The sequence below is a fragment of the Pseudomonas sp. SJZ078 genome (assembly GCF_007828255.1).
GTDB lineage: Bacteria > Pseudomonadota > Gammaproteobacteria > Pseudomonadales > Pseudomonadaceae > Aquipseudomonas.
This window is the reverse complement of the sequence record NZ_VIUG01000030.1, coordinates 37,603-59,434: the sequence shown is the minus strand read 5'-3', so window position 1 is coordinate 59,434 and position 21,832 is coordinate 37,603. Positions and strand designations below refer to the sequence as shown.

At 59.0% G+C, this 21,832-nt stretch carries 19 protein-coding genes and 4 tRNA genes; 15 read left to right on the top strand and 8 right to left on the bottom strand.

From position 1 onward, the window contains the following. Positions 1-133: 133 nt before the first annotated feature. The 6 genes from alaS to FBY02_RS22315 all read left to right on the top strand — a co-directional run bounded on the left by alaS (position 134) and on the right by FBY02_RS22315 (position 4,945). Positions 134-2,755 (top strand): alanine--tRNA ligase, encoded by a 2,622-nt coding sequence (gene alaS / locus FBY02_RS22340; RefSeq protein ID WP_144930299.1) that lies wholly within the window; start codon positions 134-136, stop codon positions 2,753-2,755. A gap of 87 nt (positions 2,756-2,842) precedes the next feature. Next, positions 2,843-4,084, top strand: coding sequence for an aspartate kinase (locus FBY02_RS22335; protein WP_047701090.1), 1,242 nt, complete (start codon positions 2,843-2,845; stop codon positions 4,082-4,084). Between the two features lie 186 nt (positions 4,085-4,270). Beyond that, positions 4,271-4,459, top strand: coding sequence for a carbon storage regulator CsrA (gene csrA, locus FBY02_RS22330; protein WP_003178872.1), 189 nt, complete (start codon positions 4,271-4,273; stop codon positions 4,457-4,459). A 62-nt stretch (positions 4,460-4,521) separates the two neighbouring features. Then, positions 4,522-4,612, top strand: a tRNA-Ser gene (locus FBY02_RS22325). A gap of 107 nt (positions 4,613-4,719) precedes the next feature. Continuing rightward, positions 4,720-4,796: transfer RNA gene (locus FBY02_RS22320), tRNA-Arg, on the top strand. A gap of 72 nt (positions 4,797-4,868) precedes the next feature. Further along, positions 4,869-4,945, top strand: a tRNA-Arg gene (locus FBY02_RS22315). Between the two features lie 40 nt (positions 4,946-4,985). On the opposite strand, the gene FBY02_RS22310 is transcribed toward FBY02_RS22315, so the two are convergent. Beyond that, positions 4,986-5,489 (bottom strand): cell envelope protein SmpA, encoded by a 504-nt coding sequence (locus FBY02_RS22310; RefSeq protein ID WP_144930298.1) that lies wholly within the window; start codon positions 5,487-5,489, stop codon positions 4,986-4,988. 452 nt (positions 5,490-5,941) lie between these two features. Here FBY02_RS22310 and mgtE point away from each other — a divergent pair, with 452 nt between their 5' ends. Further along, a complete protein-coding gene (mgtE, locus tag FBY02_RS22305) occupies positions 5,942-7,384 on the top strand; it encodes a magnesium transporter (protein WP_144930297.1) in 1,443 nt (480 codons plus the stop codon). Positions 7,385-7,588: 204 nt separating this feature from the next. On the opposite strand, the gene FBY02_RS22300 is transcribed toward mgtE, so the two are convergent. Beyond that, positions 7,589-7,918: an Arc family DNA-binding protein gene (locus FBY02_RS22300; RefSeq protein ID WP_144930296.1), complete on the bottom strand. Its 330-nt coding sequence runs from the start codon at positions 7,916-7,918 to the stop codon at positions 7,589-7,591. A 528-nt stretch (positions 7,919-8,446) separates the two neighbouring features. Here FBY02_RS22300 and FBY02_RS22290 point away from each other — a divergent pair. After that, positions 8,447-8,523 (top strand) — tRNA-Arg (locus tag FBY02_RS22290). Between the two features lie 102 nt (positions 8,524-8,625). On the opposite strand, the gene gstA is transcribed toward FBY02_RS22290, so the two are convergent. Both gstA and astA read right to left on the bottom strand, forming a co-directional pair. After that, positions 8,626-9,237, bottom strand: a complete 612-nt coding sequence (gene gstA, locus FBY02_RS22285) for a glutathione transferase GstA (protein ID WP_144930294.1) — start codon at positions 9,235-9,237, stop codon at positions 8,626-8,628. Between the two features lie 80 nt (positions 9,238-9,317). Continuing rightward, the gene (astA, locus tag FBY02_RS22280) at positions 9,318-10,340 is read right to left on the bottom strand and encodes an arginine N-succinyltransferase (protein WP_144930293.1); all 1,023 of its coding nucleotides are present in this window, start codon (positions 10,338-10,340) and stop codon (positions 9,318-9,320) included. Positions 10,341-10,578: 238 nt separating this feature from the next. Between astA and FBY02_RS22275 the strand changes: the two genes are divergently transcribed. The 5 genes from FBY02_RS22275 (at position 10,579) to FBY02_RS22255 (ending at position 17,026) form a co-directional block, all read left to right on the top strand. Further along, positions 10,579-11,505, top strand: coding sequence for a transcriptional regulator GcvA (locus FBY02_RS22275; protein WP_144930292.1), 927 nt, complete (start codon positions 10,579-10,581; stop codon positions 11,503-11,505). A 291-nt stretch (positions 11,506-11,796) separates the two neighbouring features. Continuing rightward, entirely contained in the window at positions 11,797-13,404 is a 1,608-nt protein-coding gene (locus FBY02_RS22270) for a tetratricopeptide repeat-containing response regulator (protein WP_144930291.1), read from the top strand. Further along, a complete protein-coding gene (locus FBY02_RS22265) occupies positions 13,397-14,089 on the top strand; it encodes a sensor histidine kinase KdpD (RefSeq protein ID WP_144930290.1) in 693 nt (230 codons plus the stop codon). Before FBY02_RS22270 ends, FBY02_RS22265 begins: the two co-directional genes overlap by 8 nt. Before the next feature lie 280 nt (positions 14,090-14,369). Then, on the top strand, positions 14,370-15,611 hold the full coding sequence (locus FBY02_RS22260; RefSeq protein ID WP_178111830.1) for a glutamine synthetase family protein: 1,242 nt from the start codon (positions 14,370-14,372) through the stop codon (positions 15,609-15,611). A gap of 77 nt (positions 15,612-15,688) precedes the next feature. Next, on the top strand, positions 15,689-17,026 hold the full coding sequence (locus FBY02_RS22255; protein WP_144930288.1) for an MFS transporter: 1,338 nt from the start codon (positions 15,689-15,691) through the stop codon (positions 17,024-17,026). A 130-nt stretch (positions 17,027-17,156) separates the two neighbouring features. Here FBY02_RS22255 and FBY02_RS22250 read toward each other — a convergent pair whose 3' ends face one another. The 4 genes from FBY02_RS22250 to flgA all read right to left on the bottom strand — a co-directional run bounded on the left by FBY02_RS22250 (position 17,157) and on the right by flgA (position 19,752). Beyond that, positions 17,157-17,903 (bottom strand): flagellar brake protein, encoded by a 747-nt coding sequence (locus FBY02_RS22250; RefSeq protein WP_144930287.1) that lies wholly within the window; start codon positions 17,901-17,903, stop codon positions 17,157-17,159. Between the two features lie 92 nt (positions 17,904-17,995). After that, a complete protein-coding gene (locus tag FBY02_RS22245; protein ID WP_047701073.1) occupies positions 17,996-18,463 on the bottom strand; it encodes a flagella synthesis protein FlgN in 468 nt (155 codons plus the stop codon). A gap of 46 nt (positions 18,464-18,509) precedes the next feature. Next, positions 18,510-18,815 (bottom strand): flagellar biosynthesis anti-sigma factor FlgM, encoded by a 306-nt coding sequence (gene flgM / locus FBY02_RS22240; protein WP_144930286.1) that lies wholly within the window; start codon positions 18,813-18,815, stop codon positions 18,510-18,512. A 172-nt stretch (positions 18,816-18,987) separates the two neighbouring features. Further along, positions 18,988-19,752 carry a flagellar basal body P-ring formation chaperone FlgA gene (gene flgA, locus FBY02_RS22235; RefSeq protein ID WP_144930285.1) on the bottom strand — a complete coding sequence of 255 codons (765 nt, stop codon included), beginning with the start codon at positions 19,750-19,752 and terminating at the stop codon, positions 18,988-18,990. 78 nt (positions 19,753-19,830) lie between these two features. On the opposite strand from flgA, the gene FBY02_RS22230 reads away from it, so the two are divergent. Together FBY02_RS22230 and cheR are read left to right on the top strand one after the other, a co-directional pair. Then, positions 19,831-20,757 (top strand): chemotaxis protein CheV, encoded by a 927-nt coding sequence (locus tag FBY02_RS22230; protein WP_144930284.1) that lies wholly within the window; start codon positions 19,831-19,833, stop codon positions 20,755-20,757. Positions 20,758-20,811: 54 nt separating this feature from the next. Next, on the top strand, positions 20,812-21,639 hold the full coding sequence (gene cheR / locus FBY02_RS22225) for a protein-glutamate O-methyltransferase CheR (RefSeq protein ID WP_178111821.1): 828 nt from the start codon (positions 20,812-20,814) through the stop codon (positions 21,637-21,639). Positions 21,640-21,832 lie beyond the last annotated feature (193 nt).

The following is a 21,832-nucleotide window of genomic DNA, read 5'->3' as shown; positions in this document are numbered from 1 at the left end:
CCCAATTGACAGTTTCTATCGCATAACACGCTGTACCCCAAGCGCAGGGCCGATATAATGCGGCCCTTTGCCGTTGCTTCGTCTGTTGACGTTTTGCACAGGCCTTTGGCCGCAGCCTCCGTGGAAGAACCTAATGAAAAGCGCAGAAATCCGTGAAGCCTTCCTTCGCTTCTTCGAAGAGCAAGGCCACACCCGAGTAGCCTCCAGCTCTTTGATCCCGGGCAATGACCCGACCCTGCTGTTCACCAACGCGGGGATGAACCAGTTCAAGGACTGCTTCCTGGGCCAGGAGAAACGTGCCTACACCCGTGCGGTGAGCAGCCAGAAGTGCGTGCGCGCCGGCGGCAAGCACAACGACCTGGAAAACGTCGGTTATACCGCTCGTCACCACACGTTTTTCGAAATGCTGGGTAACTTCAGCTTCGGCGACTATTTCAAGCGCGACGCCATCACCTTCGCCTGGACCTTCCTGACGTCCGACAAGTGGCTGAACCTGCCCAAGGAAAAACTCTGGGTAACGGTCTACGCCACCGATGACGAAGCCTATGACATCTGGACCAAAGAGGTCGGTGTGCCGGCCGAGCGCATGGTGCGCATCGGCGACAACAAGGGCGCGCCTTACGCCTCCGACAACTTCTGGACCATGGGCGATACCGGTCCGTGCGGCCCTTGCACCGAGATCTTCTACGATCACGGCGCCGACATCTGGGGCGGCCCACCCGGCTCGCCGGAAGAAGACGGCGACCGCTACATCGAGATCTGGAACAACGTGTTCATGCAGTTCAACCGCACCGCTGATGGCGTGTTGCATCCGCTGCCGGCACCGTCGGTCGACACCGGCATGGGCCTGGAGCGGATCAGTGCGGTGCTGCAGCACGTTCACTCCAACTACGAAATCGACCTGTTCCAGAGCCTGCTGAACGCCTCGGCCAAGGCCATCGGTTGCACCAACGACAACCAGGCCTCGCTGAAAGTGGTCGCCGACCATATCCGTTCCTGTGGCTTCCTGATTGCCGACGGCGTGCTGCCGTCCAACGAGGGCCGCGGTTACGTGCTGCGCCGGATCATCCGTCGCGCCTGCCGTCACGGCAACAAGCTGGGCGCCAAGGGCAGCTTCTTCTATCAGATCGTCGCGGCCCTGGTGGCCGAGATGGGGGATGCCTTCCCGGAACTGAAATCCCAGCAGGCGCACATCGAGCGTGTGCTCAAGGCCGAAGAAGAGCAGTTCGCCAAGACCCTGGAGCAGGGCCTGAAGATCCTCGAGCAGGACCTGGCCGAACTCAAGGGCAACGTGGTGCCGGGCGATGTGGTGTTCAAGCTGTACGACACCTATGGTTTCCCGATGGACCTGACCGGCGACATCGCCCGTGAACGCAACCTGACCCTCGACGAAGAAGGCTTCGAGCGCGAGATGGAAGCCCAGCGGGTGCGCGCGCGCTCCGCCAGCGCCTTCGGCATGGACTACAACAGCCTGGTCAAGGTTGACGTGGCCACCGAATTCACCGGCTACGCCGGCACCACCGGTTCGGCCAAGATCGTGGCCATCTATAAGGACGGCCAATCGGTCGACATCCTGAGCGAAGGCCAGGAAGGCGTGATCGTGCTCGACACGACCCCGTTCTATGCCGAATCCGGCGGTCAGATCGGCGACAGCGGTTACCTGCAGGCCGGCAGCTCGCGCTTCGACGTGCGCGACACTACGAAGACCGGCGGGGCATTCCTGCACCACGGCGTAGTGGCTTCGGGCAGCCTGATGGTCGCTGCGCCGGTGTCCGCCCATGTCGACGCCGAAGTGCGCCACGCCACTTCGCTGAATCACTCTGCCACCCACTTGCTGCACGCCGCGTTGCGCCGAGTGTTGGGCGAGCATGTCCAGCAGAAGGGTTCGTTGGTCGACAGCCAGCGCCTGCGCTTTGACTTCAGCCACTTCGAAGCCATCAAGCCAGAGCAACTGAAGGCCCTGGAAGACATCGTCAATGCCGAGATTCGTAAGAACTCCCCGGTAGAAACCGAAGAAACCGACATCGACACCGCCAAGAAGAAAGGCGCCATGGCGTTGTTTGGCGAGAAGTACGGCGACAGCGTGCGCGTGCTGAGCATGGGGGATTTCTCGGTGGAGCTGTGCGGTGGCATCCACGCCAACCGGACCGGCGACATCGGCCTGCTGAAGATCATCAGTGAAGGCGGCGTGGCCTCCGGCGTGCGGCGTATCGAAGCGGTTACCGGTGCCGCGGCACTGGCGTACCTCAACGCTGCCGAAGAACAACTCAAGGAAGCGGCGAGCCTGATCAAGGGCAGCCGCGACAACCTGATCGACAAGCTGTCGGCAGTGCTGGAGCGCAACCGCCTGCTGGAGAAGCAACTCGAGCAGTTGCAGGCCAAGGCTGCCAGCGCCGCGGGCGACGATCTGTCGGCCCAGGCCGTGGACGTCAAGGGTGTGAAAGTACTGGCCGTGCGTCTGGACGGTCAGGACGGCAAGGCCCTGTTGGGACTGGTCGATCAGCTGAAAAACAAACTCGGCCGCGCAGTGATCCTGCTCGGCAGTGTCCATGAGGAAAAGGTCGTTCTCGTCGCAGGCGTGACCAAGGACCTGACCGGCCAACTCAAAGCCGGTGATTTGATGAAGCAGGCCGCAGCGGCAGTGGGCGGCAAGGGCGGTGGTCGTCCGGACATGGCGCAAGGCGGCGGTACCGACGTTGGCGCACTGGACGCGGCACTGGCCCAGACCGTTGCATTTGTAGAGCAGGGTATTTAAGGCGGTGCTTCGGGCTCGCGGTCTAGTCGCGGGCCCGACCGCCGTAGTAACTATTGGGCGCCCTTCATGGGCAGAGGCGGCTTTGAAATGGCTTTGATCGTACAGAAATTTGGAGGCACCTCGGTCGGCACTGTCGAGAGAATCGAACAAGTCGCCGACAAGGTTAAGAAATTCCGTGATGCGGGCGATGACCTGGTGGTTGTGCTGTCGGCAATGAGCGGCGAAACCAACCGTCTGATCGATCTGGCCAAGCAAATCAGTGGCGAGCAGCAGCCGGTTCCCCGTGAGCTGGATGTGATCGTGTCCACCGGCGAGCAGGTGACTATCGCCTTGCTGGCTATGGCGCTGATGAAGCGTGGCGTGCCGGCGGTGTCCTACACCGGCAACCAGGTGCGTATCCTGACGGACAGCGCGCACAACAAGGCGCGTATCCTGCAGATCGACGATCAGAAGATTCGCGCTGACCTGAAGGCTGGCCGCGTCGTGGTGGTCGCCGGTTTCCAGGGCGTGGACGAGCACGGCAATATCACCACCCTCGGTCGTGGCGGTTCCGACACCACCGGTGTTGCGCTGGCGGCAGCTCTCAAGGCTGACGAATGCCAGATCTACACCGATGTGGATGGCGTCTACACCACCGATCCGCGTGTGGTTCCCGTGGCTCAGCGCCTGGACAAGATCACCTTCGAAGAGATGCTGGAAATGGCCAGTCTCGGCTCGAAGGTACTGCAGATCCGGGCGGTCGAATTCGCTGGCAAATACAATGTTCCGCTGCGCGTCCTGCACAGCTTCAAAGAGGGTCCGGGCACCCTCATTACTATTGATGAAGAGGAATCCATGGAACAGCCGATCATTTCCGGCATCGCCTTCAACCGCGATGAAGCCAAGCTGACCATCCGTGGCGTGCCAGACACCCCCGGCGTGGCCTTCAAGATTCTCGGCCCGATCAGTGCCGCGAACATCGAAGTCGACATGATCGTGCAGAACGTCGCGCACGATAACACCACCGACTTCACGTTCACCGTGCACCGCAACGACTACCAGGCCGCCGAAGCCGTGCTGAAGAAGACCGCAGCCGAGATCGGTGCCCGGGAAGTGGTGGGGGACACCAAGATCGCCAAGGTGTCGATCGTCGGCGTCGGCATGCGCTCCCATGCAGGCGTGGCCAGCCGCATGTTCGAATCCCTGGCCAAGGAAAGCATCAATATCCAGATGATCTCGACTTCGGAAATCAAGGTTTCCGTGGTGATCGAAGAGAAATACCTGGAACTGGCCGTGCGTGCCCTGCACACGGCTTTCGAACTCGACGCAGCCGCTCGACAGGGCGAATAAGGCGTTGTCCCAAGGGCGCGGTTCTACCGCGCCCTTTGTTTTTTTGAATGGCGCGTCTCAAAACTGTTCTTTTGCTCGCGCTGGTCAATACTGAGGCCTGTAGGCTGCGACCGTTGCGGTTGCAGGTCCGACGCCCTTGTTTTGCAGACTTGTAGTCCCTGAACTGAATTGCGTGAGGAGAAAGGTATGCTGATTCTGACTCGTCGGTGCGCAGAGAGCCTGATTATTGGCGATGGCGAAATCACCGTGACCGTGCTCGGCGTCAAAGGAAACCAAGTGCGTATTGGCGTCAACGCCCCGAAAGAGGTCGCGGTGCACCGGGAGGAAATTTACCTGCGTATCAAGAAAGAGAAGGACGACGAACCAAGCCATTAATTTTTATCGATTTTTATGTTTGCAAACGGGGATGAAGGTGGTTAATATACGCCCCGTGTTGCGGAGAGCTGGCCGAGTGGCCGAAGGCGCTCCCCTGCTAAGGGAGTACACCTCAAAAGGGTGTCGGGGGTTCGAATCCCCCGTTCTCCGCCATTATTCATGTAGTGCGTTGTGATCCGGCTTGTTCAGTAAGTTGTTGAAATTACTGGAAAAAGCGCTTTACAAAAAGATTCGACGACCTATAATGCGCGGCAACACATGCACTCGTAGCTCAGCTGGATAGAGTACTCGGCTACGAACCGAGCGGTCACAGGTTCGAATCCTGTCGAGTGCACCATTTAAGAGTTGTTTGCAGCAATGCAAATAACTTGGCTTCAACCAGTTGTGATCTGGTATAAAACCACAACCTGCACTCGTAGCTCAGCTGGATAGAGTACTCGGCTACGAACCGAGCGGTCACAGGTTCGAATCCTGTCGAGTGCACCATATATCAAGAAGCCCGCGTTTAACGCGGGCTTTTTGTTGCCTACGATTTGCCTTTTACACAGCCTTTCTCATCGAACACGACCTCTGCGCTGCGACCGCTCTTCTCTTTGTAGGTGTAGCGGGTGCTCGAATTCCGGATCTTGATTGAGTCAGGTTTGCCGAGGGCGCTTTCCACGTCCTGCTGGCTCATGCCCGTGACGATGCGCCTGTCCATGATCGCATCGCGCCGCTGCCCGGCGGTCAGTAGATTTCCACAGCGCTCTTCGAGCTGACCAACGACCGTCGGTTCCCTGCGCCTGGTTTTGTTGCTGGATGTTTGTCGGTGCTCTGCTTCGGGCAGCAGCGATTCGCCGGCGGGGGCTATTGTGCCAGGGCTGTACGGATGGATTCGCTGCACTGACTGGTTTTCTTCCGGGCCACAGCTCAAGGTGGTGAAGGTGACATGCCCTGCGCTGTTTTCGCAGCGATGAACGGTGTGCTCGGCCGCTCGCGAAGGCAGGCAGCACAGGGTGACGAGCAGAAGCATATAGCGATTGAGCGGCATTCGAGCGCCTTCCTTGCGGATGAAAGGTGGGAGTTGATGCATTACCCGGGGAGCAAAGCTTGCTCGCGACAGCGGTAGACCAGCCGATTCGCTGTCTATTGACTGTCTGCAATCGCGAGCAAGCTTTGCTCCCACGGGCTTGTGATCAGTTGATTGTCCTCAGGGTAGCCGCTCCATTTTTGCCGGGTGGTGTGTTTTCTTTTCAGGATAAAACGTCGTAATTCCACAGGTTCAGCCTGCGTTCAGGTTTGTCTCGCAAGCGCTTGTTCTTGCCGTGATTTTTTAACGTTTTAAAACGCCAAGCGGTGTATGATTGCGCCCGTCAGCCCCGCCGGGGCTTTGGAATACTTCCATGGACTTACCCAGTAGTTACTCAAAACCGCGTTTCACCAATCATGAATTGACTGATTGATCCTTCCGGCGTGCCCCACTGCTGGGAGTGGAGTTCGCCTATGACCGAAATTGAAGTAAAGAAAACGCAGGAAAGCCTTCAGGACCGTCTCGCGCAAGTCGTTGAGCTGCTGCATCGCCAGCGGGTCGTGGAGGACCTGACGCATCGCCAGGAAGGCCCGCATCATGATCGGGTCGAGAACCTGGTCCACCGGCAGAACCTCGTCGAGTTGCAGCGCAAACTCGATGACCTGCACTCCGCCGACGTCGCCTACATCCTCGAAGCCCTGCCGCTGGAAGAGCGCCTGACGGTCTGGCAGCTGGTCAAGGCTGATCGCGACGGTGACATCCTGCTCGAAGTGTCCGACTCGGTTCGTGAAACCCTGATCGCCGACATGGATGATCACGAGTTGCTGGCGGCGGCCAAGGAAATGGACGCCGACGAACTCGCCGACCTTGCACCTGAACTGCCACGGGACGTTGTCCACGAACTGATGGAAGCCCTCGACGGCCAGCAGCGTGAGCGCGTGCGCTCGGCGTTGTCTTATGACGAGGAGCAGGTCGGTGCGTTGATGGACTTCGAGATGGTGACGATCCGTGAGGATGTCAGTCTCGAAGTGGTATTGCGCTACCTGCGTCGTCTCAAGGAGCTGCCGGGGCATACCGACAAGCTTTTTGTGGTCGACTACGACGGCGTGCTCAAGGGTGTGCTGCCGATCAAGCGATTGCTGGTCAACGACCCGGAAAAGCAGGTGGCCGACGTCATGGCCAGCGATCCGGTAAGTTTTCATCCGGACGAAGACGCCTATGATGCGGCCCAGGCGTTCGAACGTTATGACTTGATTTCCGCCCCGGTGGTTGACAAGAACGGCAAGCTGATCGGCCGTCTGACCATCGATGAAATGGTCGACCTGATTCGTGAGGAAAGCGAGAGCGAAGTCCTCAACATGGCCGGTCTGCGTGAAGAGGAAGACATCTTCGCCTCGGTCTGGAAATCCCTGCGCAACCGTTGGGCCTGGCTGGCGATCAATCTGATCACGGCGTTTGTTGCTTCCCGGGTCATTGGGTTGTTCGAAGGTTCCATTGAGCGGTTGGTGGCGCTTGCGGCGCTGATGCCCATCGTTGCCGGGATCGGCGGCAACTCCGGCAACCAGACCATCACCATGATCGTTCGCGCCATGGCGCTGGATCAGGTCAGCACCGGCAATACCTCGCGATTGATGCGCAAGGAACTGGCGGTGGCTCTGATCAATGGCGTGCTTTGGGGGGGGGTGATCGGTGTGGTGGCGTATCTGCTCTATGGCAGTTGGTCATTGGGGGTGGTCATGACGGCAGCGATGACCCTCAACTTGCTGTTGGCGGCATTGATGGGCGTATTGATTCCCATGACCCTTGCCCGGTTGGGGCGTGACCCGGCCATGGGCGCGAGCGTGATGATTACCGCCATGACCGACAGCGGCGGGTTCTTTATTTTCCTCGGGCTGGCGACCATCTTCCTGCTCTGAGTCGCTGGTCAAAAAAACCGCTTATCTGATGTAACGCTGTCCACTTAAGACTTGCCCAGCTCGTTGTGGCGAGGGGATAAATCCCCTCGCCACAACGGCATTACGCCTGTCTGGCGGTTTTTTGGGGCTCGAAAATACAAGTCGAGCCCAAATCCCAGGCAAAAAAAAGCCAGCATAAGGCTGGCTTTGGGTATTGCGGTGCGATCAGGGCGCGTCTGCGGCCATTTCTGCATCCTGGTGGGCAATCAGCGAAACGAGGGCGTTCTGCTGGCGGTGGGAGAGTTGTCGGAAGCGTTGAAGCAATTCTCGCTCATGCAATGACAGCTCCGGGCTGTCCAGGCGCATGCTCAGTTCTTCACCCAACGCGCCTTCCTGGATAAGGCTTTGCTCAAGGCGCGCGATGATTTCAGAGTTCATGCTGCGATGATGATTGCGAGCCACCTCGGCAATGCGTTCCCGCATTCCGTCTGGCAGACGTACGACGAACTTGTCAGCCGTACGGCTGGAATAAATTGCCTTTGTCATTGGGCGCATATTTATTTAACCGGTTAGTTCAGGGGAGCGGTTCTCGGGATTGGCCGCAGGATGTCGATAGGACAAGCACCGTAGCCAAATGTTCAACCTGAATTGTTAAGAGGCCCGCATCATGCCTCAAAATTGCCAGATCATTGGCGCCAATTCTGTGACAAATATTGATCCGCGTAAAGGCGTTCTGCTATTACTCTTCATCAAAAATGCGGACTGGTTTGGAAAATCAGCAGGTCCGCATGCTATGACCATCACATCGTGTCTATGTGCCATACCGTCCGGCGGATAACCGGAACGGCAGCAAAGACCGGTGCTGTCCTTGTATTGTATAGGATAGTGGCAATTTGCCGATTTACTAGCGGAGGCAGATGGGGGCGGATGAGCGGCGTCCCGTTTATCCGTGTCATCGGGCTGGGGGCTATGGGCTGCAGCATTTGCCTACACTTAAAAAGCCTACGGACGACATGACAAACGCCAGGCTGGCCGTTAACATGCACGCCGTCCATCGCACCGCGTTTCTCGTGGTCGACCTGTGTCTCAGTAGCTCAATTGGATAGAGCATCCCCCTCCTAAGGGGAAGGTTGGCAGTTCGAACCTGCCCTGGGACACCATATGATCAAAGGTTGGCGTAACCTCTCGAACCGTTCGTCGATAGCGGTACAGTGCCAACCCGACTCTCCAAAGCATCAGCAGAAGCCAGCATCGACCGGCTGTTAAACCGGTTGCGGGGCCTCTTCCGCGGCTATGGCGGCGCGCACGCTTGGACGTGTTTCGATGCGATTCATGAATGACTCAAGTTTCGGCCACTTCTCGATATCGATATTGAAGAAAGGCAGCCACTTAAGCACGGTGAACAGGTACGCATCGGCCAGGCCGAAGTCACCCAACAGATAGTCTTTGTTCATCAGGCCGTTGTTCAGGTAGTCCAGGCGCTTGAACAGCTTCTGCCGGAAAATTTCTTTGGTGGGCTCAGGAATATCGACATTGAACAGCGGCGCGCTGCCACCGTGGATTTCCGAAGTGATGAAGTTCAGCAGTTCCTGCAAGCGGATACGTTCCCAGGTGCCGTTGGCCGGCGCCAGGGAATTGCCCGGGACCTGATCTGCCAGGTATTGAACGATGGCCGGACCTTCGGTCAGCACCTGGCCGTTATCCAGCACCAGTGCGGCCACGTAACCCTTTGGGTTGATGTCGCGGAAGTCATGGCCGTCGGCGGTGGCTTTGGTCTTGTTGTTGACTCGGATTAATTCGAAAGGCAAGCCCAGTTCACGCAGCACGATGTGTGGCGACAGTGAGCAGGTCATGGGGGCAAAGTACAGTTTCATGGGTATCTCCTGATAAGCGGGAACGTATGCCCGGGTGTGTTGCCGTTCCTGGCCTGAAACGAGAGGGCCGTTTGCTCTCGCTACGCCGGCCTCTGACCGAGCAGCGGCACGGCGCGCACCGTGTCACCTGGCTGGACTTGCAGGCGTTTGGCGGCGAGCCGGTCGACGATCAGGCTATGGCCGTTGTGGTGGCCCCGAGCGCTGGTGACGCGGCAGTTTTCCAGGCGCCGGTTGTGGATCACCCAGATGGGAGCCTGTTCGTCCGGTGAGCCGACGGCCAGGACCAGTGACTGGCTGTCGCGGATGCAGCGGATATTCGAGACCGGCGCTTCGATCACCGGGCCGCCGTCGAAAATATCGATGTAGCCCTTATGGCTGAAACCCTCGGCGCCGAGAATCCTCAAGGCCGGTTCGGTGTTCGGATGGGCCCTGCCGATCACTGCCTGGGCCTGCTGGGTGAGCAGGCAGGTGTACAGCAGCTGGCGCGGCATCAACTCGGCAATGAACGACTTGTTACCCATGCCGGATAACTGATCGGCGTAGGCGAAGTCTTTCTGGAAAAAGTGTCGTCCCAGGCTGTCCCAGAACGGCGAGCAACCGTGCTCATCGGCGTGACCGCGCAACTCGGCGATCAGTTTTTCCCCGAACAACTGGGAGAACTCCGCAACGAACAACAGACGTGCCAGGGACAACAGCCGCCCGTTATGACCATGACGCTGGGCGGGGTGCAGGAACAACGAGCAGATTTCCGATTGCCCGGTCATCTCGTTATTGAGGAACAGGGTCGGGATCTGTCGCTGGATACCCAGCTCCGGCGCAGCACTGACCGTGACCCCGACCCGATAGTTGTACCACGGCTCACGCAGGCCGACCGCGCCGGTCAGGGCGCTGATTCCGACCACTTGCCGGTCATCGTCCTCAAGTACGAACAGGTAGTCGGCGTCGGCCCGCTCGACTTGTCCGGCAAAGGTACGCTGGGCCCAGCGTATGCGATGGGCCAGGCGTTCTTCATTGGTCGGCAGGCTGGTGAATCCCGGGCCTGCGCAGCGGGCAAGGTCCAGCAATGAGGGCAGGTCGGTGATGGCGACCGGGCGGACAATCATGATGAAGCTCCTTCGTGTCGGCCTGGGAAACGACTTTGCATGACGTTCATAAGGCAACCACCCGGATCGGCTGCCCATCAGATTCCCACAACCTGTGTGCCGTGATGGCCGCGACGATACCGAAGCCGACCAGCGGGCAGATCAGAGTGCCCTTAAGATCCGTGTTTGCTGGGGTGTTTTGCAAAGGACTTCTTCGATGCTACCTTATGACAAAATCTCATGAGCATTACGCAGCCTTATGGTCGCCAGAATTCCCTCTCTCAATGGATTGAAAGCGTTTGAATCGGCTGCTCGCCATATGAGTTTTACCAAGGCCGCCGAAGAGCTGAATGTCACGCAGACGGCCATCAGCCATCAGATCCGCCGCCTTGAAGATGAGCTGGGCGTCCGCCTGTTCCTGCGGCTCAAGGACGGTCTGGCATTGACCACCGAAGGCCATGCCTATTTGCCGGGCATTCGCTCGGCCTTCCATGAGTTGCGCTATTCCACGGAAATGTTGCTCGAGTCGACCAATAACAGCGCATTGACCATCAGCACGCTGGTTTCCCTGGCATCCAAGTGGCTGCTGCCACGCCTGGCATCCTTTCAGGACGCATTTCCCAATATTGACGTGCGGGTCACCGCATCAACCGAATTGGTCGACTTCCGCAAGGGCGGCATCGACGCCGCGATCCGCTACGGTTTCGGCGACTGGAAGGGCTTGCGGGCGGACTGGCTCATGTCCGATGAGATATTTCCTGTATGCAGTCCCAAGCTGCTGACCGGTCCCAAAGCCTTGAAAAGCCCGGTCGATCTGGTCAATCACACGCTGTTGCAGGTCAGTGGCATGACCAGTAACGACTGGAACATGTGGCTGAGCGCGGCCGGGCAACCGAAGAAGCTCGCTGAAGGCACGCGGCTGACGTTCGATCTGGCGATGATGGCGGTGCAGGCTGCAATCGACGGGCTGGGGGTGTGTATCGGTCGTTCCACCTATGTCGATGACGATTTGAAAGCCGGCAGACTGGTAGCGCCGTTCAACCTCAAGTTGAAGTCCGATCTGGGCTTTTATCTGGTGACGCCACTGGAAATTGCCAACTCGAAAAAAGTCGTGGCATTCCGGACCTGGTTGATCGATCTGGTGCAGAGCACTGAGTCGACCTCGGTTTCTGACATCTTCAAATGAGCTTCCTGTCCCGGACACCTGCGTCTGGGCAACAATCTTCTAATCTCTTCCTTACGATCCGCTTAACGGAAAGCCGAATTCAGCCGATAGCCTGATGAGCCCGTTTTTCTCCCACACCTGTGTGTGCCGGAAAGGTTCGCAATGTGCGCCACGGCACAGCCAGGGCAAGAGGTTCGGAAATCTCTTGCTCCATAATGGCTGGTGGCTATCATCTGCGCGCCCACGGGTTGCAGGACCGCATTTTCGTTGTCTGCCATTGGGTGCACCTTTTTACTTGCCTGGACATCCTCGATGCTGGCGTACCACCAAAAAAGTTTTCTGATCGTCGATGATTTCTCGGATTTCCGCAGCTCGATCCGCTCCATGTTGCGTGAGTTGGGCGTCAAGGACGTGGACACCGCCGATACCGGTGAAGTGGCGCTGCGCATGTGTTCGCAGAAGCGCTATGACTTCATCCTGCAGGACTATCACTTGGGCGACGGCCGCAAGAACGGTCAGCAGGTGCTGGAAGACCTGATGATCGAGAAGCTCATCAGCCATGAAAGCGTGTTCCTCATGGTGACTGCCGAGACCAGCCAGGCCATGGTACTCAGTGCCCTGGAGCATGAGCCCGATGCGTACCTGACCAAGCCTTTCAACCGTTCGGGCCTGGCCCAGCGGTTGGAGCGGCTGGAGCAGCGCAAGACCCTGCTCAAGCCGATTCTCCAGGCGCTGGATCGTGGCAAGCCGCTGGAAGTGCTCAATGCCTGCATCGCCCTGTGCAAGCAGGATCCGCGCTACGGGCCGTTGTGTCTGCGTTATCGGGCCGATGCGCTGCGGGACCTGAACCAGAACGAAGCCCTGGAGCGCCTGTACAACACCATCCTGGCCGATCGTCCGTTGCCTTGGGCCTATGCGGGCCTGGGCAAATTGATGTTCAAGCGCGGTCAGGTGACGCAGGCCAAGGCTGTCTATGAAAAGGCCCTCAAGGCCTTTCCGATGATGCCTGCCTTGTATGATGGTATGGCCGATGTGCTGGTGGCCGAAGGCGACACGAAACAGGCCCAGGAGGTGCTGGAAGAAGCGGTTCGCCTGTCGCCCCTGGCGGTTCGCCGGCAATCGTTGCTGGGCAAGTTGGCGATGGCCAACGAAGACTTCGACACCGCTTCCAGAGCCTATCGCCAGGCGGTCGGGCAGGGCGCGCAGTCGCGTTTCAAGGATCCGGAAAGCAACCTCGGCCTGGCCCATGCACTTATCAGCAAGGGCAGCGAAAAGGGCCTCGACACCCGGACCCGGTTGGAGATCAACACGACCCTCAGCGCGGTGGCGAAGGAAAACCTCAACGACCCGGGACTGCAGGTCCGGGCGCGACTGATGAAAGCCACGAGCCTGTTGTTGAACGACGCCGAAACCGCGGAAAAACTCACCGAGCAGGCCCTGCAGCGCCTCGATGGCATGGAGCAATTCATGAGTGCCGAGGCCGCGCTGCTGGTAGCCAAGCAATTGCAGATGCTCGGCCAGACCAGCGCCGGCGAATCGATGCTCAAGAACTGCGCGGAAATCTACGGGGATGACCCGACGGTGATGCAGGGTATTGCCAAGCTCACCGACGACCCGAACATCCTCAATCAAGGCAATGCCGCCGCCGAACTGAACCGCGAAGGTGTGCGGGTCTACAAGACCGGCGCGTTGCCCGAGGCACGGGAGCTGTTCCGTCGTGCGCTGAAGATGCAACCGAAGAACATCAGTATTGCCCTGAATATGGCGCAATCCCTGCTGCATGGCACCGATACCAGTGTGGAATCGGAGCTGCTGGAGGAATGTCGCGCCTGCCTGAAACTGGTGGGCATGATGCCCGACACCGATGCGCGTTTTGCGCGCTATCAGAAACTGCGAAGCAAGGCATTTGGCGATGAATGACAGCGAACAGGCACTCGATTTTTCCACGGTGATCGCATCGACCGTGCACGACATGAAAAACTCCCTGACCTTGCTCATGCAGGCTCATGCGCAGTGGCTCGAGCGCTTGCCTGAAGAGGTGCAGCAGACCTCCGAGCAGGGCGTGATGGAGTTCGAATTCGCCCACCTCAATGGCTTGATGGTGCAGCTGCTGGGGCTGTACAAGCTGGGTGTCAACCAGTTGCCGCTGCACCCGGCCTACCACGAGCTGGACGACTTTATCGAGGCGCAGCTGGCCGGCCATCGGGAGGTGTTCCGCAGCCGTGGGATCATGGTCACGTATGAAGTCGATCCGTTGAGCCCACTGGGCTTCTTCGACCGTGAGCTGATCGCTTCGGTGCTCGACAACTGCATCAACAATGCCATTCGCCACGCCCGGCAGACGTTGTTGATCAGTGCCAGCGATGAAGCCGGGCAATTGGTGCTCACCATCAATGACGACGGCGAAGGCTATCCGCCTGAAATGCTCGAACGTCAGGCCGATTATGTGCAAGGTATCAACCACAGCAGCGGCAGCACCGGGCTGGGCCTTTACTTCGCCGCGCGGATCGCCGGGCTGCACCAGCGCGGCGGCGTGTGCGGGCGGACCGAAATTGCCAATGGCGGTGTGCTGGGGGGCGGCGTGTTCCGGATTTATCTGCCCTGAACCTGTTCCACGCAGGTGGCCCTGGCAGCCTGAATCCTTGTGGGAGCGAGTCTGCTCGCTCCCACAAGGTGTTCCCAGGCTCGATGTTTATTGTCCCCGAGTGCTTGATATTTCGAACAGCTGAAGCCTATTTTGTACGGATTGCCGTTCGCGGCTCGCACATAACAAGGAATGCGTCATGACGACCGATGATCAATGTTCAATCGCGCAGCGACTGACGGGCATTGATGAGATTGAATGTGTCACGCCGGACCTCAATGGCGTACCGCGGGGCAAGGTGATGACCGCCGCGGGTTTCCTGGAGGGGCGGCGATTGCAGATGGCCCGGGGCGTGCTGCTGCAATGCATCATGGGCGGCTATCCGCCGTCGCGTTTCTATGGCAGTGACGATGGCGACCTGGCGTTGGTGGCCGACCCGAAACAGATCCACCGCCTGCCCTGGAGCTCGCATCCCCGCGCCCTGGCCATCTGCGATGCCGACGAACTGACCGGTGAAAGCTCCCGGCTCTCGACGCGTGGCCAGCTCAAGACGGTGATCGCCCGGTACGCCGCCCGGGGCCTGGCACCGGTGGTGGCGACCGAGCTGGAATTCTTTGTTTTTGCACCCAACCCGGATCCGACCCAGCCATTCCAACCGCCGGTGGGCCTGGATGGGCGTCGTGAAGACGGCCACTCGGCATTCAGTGTCAGCTCCAACAACGGCCTGCGCCCATTCTTCAATGAGGTCTATGAATGCATGGCAGCCCTGGGGTTGCCGCGCGATACCTTCATGCATGAAATGGGCGTGAGCCAGTTCGAGATCAATCTGCTGCATGGCGATGCCCTGCTGCTGGCCGACCAGACGTTCCTGTTCAAGCACCTGCTCAAGGAAGTCGCTCTCAAGCACGGCCTGACCGTGGTATGCATGGCCAAGCCGCTGGCCCATACGCCGGGCAGTTCGATGCACATTCACCAGAGTGTCGTCGAGCTGGACAGCGGTCGTAATGTGTTCAGCGACGAGGTCGGCGAGCCGACGGCAGCGTTTCGGCACTTCATCGGTGGACAGCAGGCGGGCATGGCGGACTTCACGGCGCTGTTCGCGCCGAACGTCAATTCCTACCAGCGCCTGTGTCATCCGTTCGCCTCGCCGAACAATGCCTGCTGGTCTCACGACAATCGCTCGGCCGGGTTACGGATTCCGGCCAGTTCGCCAGTGGCCCGACGGGTCGAGAATCGCTTGCCCGGGGCGGATGCCAACCCCTATCTGGCGATTGCCGCCAGCCTGGCGGCCGGTCTTCATGGGATTGAAAATCGCCTGGAGCCGAGCGCTGCGATACAGGGCGAATTCCAGGTACCGGATAATCTGTCGTTGCCATGTACCCTGCACGCTGCCCTGGAGCGTCTGAAACGTAGCCTTCTAGCGAAGGAACTGTTCGGTACGGAGTTCATCGAAGGCTACATTGCGACGAAAACCCTGGAACTGACCAGCTACTTTGATGAAATCACCCCCTGGGAACGGCGTGTGCTGGCAGCCCAGGCCTAGGCTTTGTACGTAAAGTCGCATTCGGGCTGTCTACAGAGGCAGCCCCTACTTATCTCAAGGAGCCGCTCGGAACGCCGATGCGCCAAGTCTGGAAACCTTTTCGAGCGCTTTATTTCGCCTCGCTGATGATGCTTATCGGTTCGGGGCTTTTGAGTACCTACCTGGCCTTGCGCCTGGCTGCCGAGCATGTGGATAGCCTGTGGGTCGGTGCGCTGATGGCCGCCAACTATTTCGGCCTGGTGCTGGGTGGCAAGATCGGCCATCGGCTGATTGCCCGCGTCGGGCATATCCGTGCCTATTCGGCCTGTGCCGGGATCGTCGGTGCGGCGGTGCTGGGCCACGGCCTGGTGAGCTGGCTGCCGGCCTGGGTGGTGCTGCGGGTTATCGTCGGCCTCGGCATGATGTGCCAGTACATGGTCATCGAGAGTTGGCTCAACGAGCAGGCCGATGCCAAGCAGCGTGGGGTGGTGTTCAGCGGCTACATGATCGCCTCGTACCTGGGGATGGTGTTGGGTCAACTGATCCTCGTGATCCACCCGGCCCTGGGGTTGGAGCTGCTGATGCTGGTGGCGTTGTGTTTTGCCCTGTGCCTGGTGCCGGTGGCGTTGACCCGACGGATCCACCCGGCGCCGTTGCGTCCGGCGCCCATGGAGCCACGGTTCTTCATCAAGCGCGTGCCGCAGTCGCTGAGCACGGTGCTGGGTTCCGGATTGATCGTCGGCTCGTTCTATGGTCTGGCGCCGCTGTATGCGTCCCAGCAAGGGCTGTCGACCGAACAGGTGGGGCTGTTCATGGGCAGCTGCATCTTTGCCGGTCTGTTGGTGCAGTGGCCGTTGGGCTGGCTGTCCGACCGTTACGACCGGGCGCTGCTGATCCGTTGCTTTGCATTGTGCCTGGCAGTCTTCGCGTCGCCATTGGCGATCCTGTCGACGGTGCCGCTGGAAGTGCTGTTCGTCGCCGGTTTTTTCTGTTCGCTGATGCAATTCTGCCTGTACCCGCTGGCGGTGGCGTTTTCCAACGACCACGTCGAAGCGGATCGCCGGGTGTCGCTGACAGCGATGCTGCTGGTGACGTACGGCGTAGGTGCGAGTATTGGCCCGCTGGTGGCCGGGGTGCTGATGAACTCATTCGGCAGCCACATGCTGTACGCCTTCTTCACCTTCTTTGCACTGGTACTGGTGTGGCGCATACGGCCAAAAGCGGTGACCAACCTGCATCAGGTCGATGACGCGCCGCTGCATCACGTGGCGATGCCCGACAGCATGTCCAGTTCCCCGCTGGTGGCGTGTCTCGACCCGAGGGTCGATGAGCAGGTGGTGCAAGAGCAGATGCAGGTGACGCCGAATCCGGAGGTCGAGCCGGTTGCAGAGCCGGTCACCGAGGGGGCTGACGCTGAGGAACCTCAAGCCAGGTAAGTAGGCAGTGGTGTCGCCAATCGCGAGCAGGCTCGCTCCCATATGGGGGCGGTAAACCGCAAGTCCTTATGGGAGCGAGCCTGCTCGCGATGAGGTCGGTCCAGGCGCAGAAAATATTCGGGGCTGGGGATCAGATATCGTCTTTATCGAAGCGGCGCGCTTCGCGCTGCAGCTGATAGACGAAACGCTCGACCTGCCGCTGCACCAGGCCACTGATATTGTGGAAGCGCACGCCGGCGAAGGTGGTGTTGATGCGTTCTTCGAAATGCAGGTAGCGCAGTTCGACCGGTGCCGTCATGTTGCCAAAGGGCAGGGCGGCGATGAAGCGCTCGTAAACCTGGCCCAATTGCAGGCGCTCGGTGATGTCGCCATCGAAGCGCAGCTTGCAGCCGGTGGCGGAGATATCCAGCAGTTTGCCGCTCACGGGTGACTTGAGCTTGTCGCCGCCCAGTTCGATGCTCACCAGTTGCGCCAGCTTCAAGGCTGCGCGGAAGGCGTTGCGACGTTGGTGATAAACCACTTCGTCGGGCAAGGCGCCACGGTAGCAGCGACCATCGTGGGACTCATTGATCGTCAGCGGACCCTTGCCTTCCCATGCGATGCGCACGCCATCATGGAAACCTTCGACCCGAAACGGCTCGCCCGCGAGCAGGAAACGCTCCCCGTCGCGAGGGATCATTTCATCCAGGGCGATGGTGTTCTTCTCGCGATCGACGTCGACCAGGTAGCTCTGGAAGCGCTGGGTGCGTTCGTGGAAGGTAATGATCAACGGATCGTGGCTATCTTGCAGCATCCGCAGGTTGCCGGAGATTTCCAGGGGCGTGGTAAGGACCTTGGGCGGTTGCGGAGCATCATCCGCGTTTGAGGCATTGAACACGGTGGGTCAATCTCCAAGCAAAATACGACTACGAATGGCCAGCATTTTGCCAGCATCTATCGCGGGTTGATAGAGCGCAGGCATGGTTCGTTTCATGCCTGGCTGAGCGGGCGGTGCTTGACCATCTTGGCGGTCGAGCCGCGAGCATCGTAAAGCGTCGGGATTTCACCGCCATTGAGGATGCGCAACTGGTTGGCGGTAGCGGCTTGCTGGAGTTGGATCGACTGGCCGTTGCGGGCGTTGGCCGCCTGGCACTGGGCGAGCAGATCATTGAGCACTGCGCTTTGGGACAACAACTGATCGCCGATCGTCGACTGGCTGGCCAGTTGCTCGAGGCCATCGTTGTTGGCGGGCAGGTTGAGGCTGGCGAGAATCTCGCTGCGTTTGCGGCCATGCTGATCGAGCAGAATGATCAATGCCTGTTTCTGTGCCAGGATATTTTCCAGCAAGGGCATGTCGCGACCATGCAGCGCCAGGGATTCGGTCTGCAGCAGCTCCAGCAATTGTTGTGCTGGAACAAAGTCGTCGATGATCAATTGCAATAAATGAGTGTCGTGCATGGCTGGCCTTGGGTCTTAGCATCCAAAAGCCTGCGCTGGCGGCGGCCTAGCGCTGGGCTTCGAAGTTGAGCAGTTTGCTGGCTACACGGTTGCTGTCGACCTTATAGCTGCCATCGGCGATGGCTGCTTTCAACTCGGCCACGCGGGCGTTGTCGACGACAGGTTGATCGCGCAGCTTGTCAGTAATCTTCTGCAACTGCTGAGCCTCATCACTGAGGTGTACCGACTCCCCGTTCTTGACAGTGGTGGCCTGCTCGGCCGGCGAGGATTTTTCAGTTTCCTTGCTGGCGTTGGTGCGCGTAGTGCCTGTCAATGGTGAGGAGCTGTTTAAACGATTGAAATCGATGACCATGGTAAAAAACCTCTGGGTATTTGGACGCTTGCCATGTTTTCGGCCATCCCCCAAAAAACTTTAGGCTCATTTGTTCAATGAGCGTGCGCACGTCTGCGCTTGCCTTGCGTAAGGCACAGTCTAGGGAACAGCAGGGTCAAGCGCCAGCTTTCTACCCGTCTCTACCGGATCACTACATAGCCACTTCCACCTGGCCTGGGGCCATCACTTGCGCCTTGATGACGCGTTGGGAATTTAGGTTCTTCACTCGAATCTGTTCGTTCATGCCGCCATTGGACAGGGCTTCGCCGGGCATCCGCACGGCCAGGGTGCCGCTACGGGCCGTGATCACCACCTGGTCACCTTTGCGGACGACTTCGGCCTGTTCCAGGTGCAAAAGAGTCACGATCTGGTCGGCTACCATTGGTCGGACAAGTTTCTGTCCGATGGCCTGATCGACGGAGGTCAGGAACCCTTGGGTGATCTGGCTGACATCCCGTTCACGCAACGTCACGTCCTGGGGCTCGACGATTCCGGCCCGTTTCAAAGGGCGGGTGGTGGTGACGATTTCGCGAAACAGGCGTACCTGGGCTGGCACGAAGACCGTCCAGGGGGCCGCGCTGTCGCAACGGACCTTTACCGTGACCCGTCCCAGTGGCCTGGCAGGGCTTTCCAGGGACGCAGTCAATTCCTTGTCACACATTGGCATGCGCAAGCGCGGGTCGATCTGGTTGACTTCGATTTCGTAGCGACCTTCGGTTTGACTGGAAGCCAGATAGTCTTCTACGGTGAATTCAAGAAAGCCCTGAGTGACGCCGATAAGGAGATCAGGCAAGGTAACCGGAGCTTCGGCAAGGGCGCGTCCCCCCGAGGCGAACAGGCAGACAGCCAACAGCATACCGAGCCAGAGGCGGCAATGAGTGGTCAGGCGTCGAGAAAATGTCGTTTGTGCGTTCATGCCGGTTGAATAGCAAGCCCCGTGCCGTTTAGTGATGAATGCGCGTCGGACACATTAGCGTTAGGTAGGAGTCAGGGCATGGCGGGAGTGATGGATTCGGTAAACCAGCGCACACAGCTGGTCGGTCAGAATCGCCTGGAGCTGTTGTTGTTCCGTCTCGATGGCCAGCAGTTATATGGGATCAACGTATTCAAGGTGCGCGAGGTGCTGCAATGCCCCAAGCTGACCTTGATGCCCAAGTCCAGTCCCGTCGTGTGCGGTGTGGCAAATATCCGGGGAGCGACCATCCCGATTCTCGATCTGGCGATGGCCACCGGTTCCGGTCGGCTGCTGGATCAGAGCAATCCGTTTGTGATCATCACCGAGTACAACACCAAGACCCAGGGTTTCCTGGTGCGCTCGGTGGAGCGCATCGTCAACATGAACTGGGAAGAGATCCATCCACCGCCCAAGGGCACCGGCCGCGATCACTACCTGACGGCGGTAACCCGGGTCGACGGCCAGTTGGTGGAAATCATCGACGTGGAGAAAATCCTCGCCGAAGTGGCGCCGACCACGGAAACCATTTCCCACGGTGTGGTGGATGCCGAAACCCAGCACAAGGCGATTTCGTTGCGGGTACTGACGGTGGACGACTCATCAGTGGCACGTAAGCAGGTGACCCGTTGCCTGCAGACGATCGGCGTTGAAGTGATTGCGCTGAACGATGGGCGGCAGGCGTTGGATTACTTGCGAAACATGGTTGACGAGGGCAAGAAGCCGGAAGAGGAGTTTCTGATGATGATCTCCGACATCGAGATGCCGGAGATGGACGGGTATACCCTGACGTCGGAAATTCGCAGCGATCCGCGTATGCAAAAGCTGCACATCATCCTGCACACGTCCCTGTCGGGCGTCTTCAACCAGGCAATGGTCAAGAAGGTCGGTGCCGACGATTTTCTTGCCAAGTTCCGCCCCGATGACCTGGCTTCCCGGGTGGTCGATCGGATCAAGACAGCTGGATAAAGGTCGGGCGCGTTGTGCGCCCGGCAAATCAATACAATGGAAAGAGGCGGTAACTTGTCTACGGGTAATTTGGATTTCGAACAGTTCCGGGTCTTCCTGGAAAAAGCCTGTGGCATATTGCTTGGTGAAAACAAGCAATATCTGGTGTCGAGCCGTCTCAACAAATTGATGGAGCAACAGGGCCTCAAATCGTTGGGCGAGCTGGTGCAGCGTATCCAGACCCAGCCGCGCAGCGGTTTGCGCGAAATGGTGGTGGATGCCATGACCACCAACGAAACCCTGTGGTTTCGCGATACCTATCCGTTCGAAGTATTGAAAAACAAAGTGCTGCCGGCGGCCATCAAGGCCAGCCCGGGCCAGCGCCTGCGGATCTGGTCGGCCGCTTGCTCGTCGGGCCAGGAACCCTATTCGCTGTCGATGTCCATCGACGAGTTCGAGCGGACCAATATCGGCCAGTTGAAAGGTGGCGTGCAGATCGTTGCCACGGACCTGTCCGGGACCATGCTTAACAACTGCAAGACGGGTGAGTACGACAGTCTGGCCATCGGCCGCGGCCTGTCGCCTGATCGCCTGCAACGCTACTTCGATCCGAAAGGGCCGGGGCGCTGGGTGGTCAAGGCGCCGATCAAGAACCGGGTGGAATTCCGCTCGTTCAACCTGCTGGACAGCTATGCCAGCCTGGGCAAATTCGACATCGTGTTCTGCCGTAACGTACTGATCTACTTCTCCGCCGAAGTGAAGAAGGACATCCTGCTGCGTATACACGGCACCCTTAAGCCGGGCGGCTACCTGTTCCTCGGTGCATCCGAAGCGCTGAACGGCTTGCCGGATCATTACCAGATGATCCAGTGCAGCCCGGGGATCATCTACCAGGCGAAGTGATTCGCGCCGGTGGTCAAGAAAACGGGAGCCGTCACAGGTTCCCGTTTTTTTTTGCCTGCCAAATCTCCATCAAGTCACCGCCATCCCCTTGTGGGAGCGGGCTTGCTCGCGAAGGCGATCTCATAGAGACATTGATGTCGACTGATACACCGCTTTCGCGAGCAAGCCCGCTCCCACAATTAACCGCCGTTGA

What these genes read in the sequence shown, in the direction of transcription:
- alaS (WP_144930299.1), top strand. Translation starts at nt 134, where the DNA reads ATGAAAAGCGCAGAAATCCGTGAAGCCTTCCTTCGCTTCTTCGAAGAG.
- FBY02_RS22335 (WP_047701090.1), top strand. Translation starts at nt 2,843, where the DNA reads ATGGCTTTGATCGTACAGAAATTTGGAGGCACCTCGGTCGGCACTGTC.
- csrA (WP_003178872.1), top strand. Translation starts at nt 4,271, where the DNA reads ATGCTGATTCTGACTCGTCGGTGCGCAGAGAGCCTGATTATTGGCGAT.
- FBY02_RS22310 (WP_144930298.1), bottom strand. Translation starts at nt 5,489, where the DNA reads ATGCCGCTCAATCGCTATATGCTTCTGCTCGTCACCCTGTGCTGCCTG.
- mgtE (WP_144930297.1), top strand. Translation starts at nt 5,942, where the DNA reads ATGACCGAAATTGAAGTAAAGAAAACGCAGGAAAGCCTTCAGGACCGT.
- FBY02_RS22300 (WP_144930296.1), bottom strand. Translation starts at nt 7,918, where the DNA reads ATGCGCCCAATGACAAAGGCAATTTATTCCAGCCGTACGGCTGACAAG.
- gstA (WP_144930294.1), bottom strand. Translation starts at nt 9,237, where the DNA reads ATGAAACTGTACTTTGCCCCCATGACCTGCTCACTGTCGCCACACATC.
- astA (WP_144930293.1), bottom strand. Translation starts at nt 10,340, where the DNA reads ATGATTGTCCGCCCGGTCGCCATCACCGACCTGCCCTCATTGCTGGAC.
- FBY02_RS22275 (WP_144930292.1), top strand. Translation starts at nt 10,579, where the DNA reads ATGGTCGCCAGAATTCCCTCTCTCAATGGATTGAAAGCGTTTGAATCG.
- FBY02_RS22270 (WP_144930291.1), top strand. Translation starts at nt 11,797, where the DNA reads ATGCTGGCGTACCACCAAAAAAGTTTTCTGATCGTCGATGATTTCTCG.
- FBY02_RS22265 (WP_144930290.1), top strand. Translation starts at nt 13,397, where the DNA reads ATGAATGACAGCGAACAGGCACTCGATTTTTCCACGGTGATCGCATCG.
- FBY02_RS22260 (WP_178111830.1), top strand. Translation starts at nt 14,370, where the DNA reads ATGACCGCCGCGGGTTTCCTGGAGGGGCGGCGATTGCAGATGGCCCGG.
- FBY02_RS22255 (WP_144930288.1), top strand. Translation starts at nt 15,689, where the DNA reads ATGCGCCAAGTCTGGAAACCTTTTCGAGCGCTTTATTTCGCCTCGCTG.
- FBY02_RS22245 (WP_047701073.1), bottom strand. Translation starts at nt 18,463, where the DNA reads ATGCACGACACTCATTTATTGCAATTGATCATCGACGACTTTGTTCCA.
- flgM (WP_144930286.1), bottom strand. Translation starts at nt 18,815, where the DNA reads ATGGTCATCGATTTCAATCGTTTAAACAGCTCCTCACCATTGACAGGC.
- flgA (WP_144930285.1), bottom strand. Translation starts at nt 19,752, where the DNA reads ATGAACGCACAAACGACATTTTCTCGACGCCTGACCACTCATTGCCGC.
- FBY02_RS22230 (WP_144930284.1), top strand. Translation starts at nt 19,831, where the DNA reads ATGGCGGGAGTGATGGATTCGGTAAACCAGCGCACACAGCTGGTCGGT.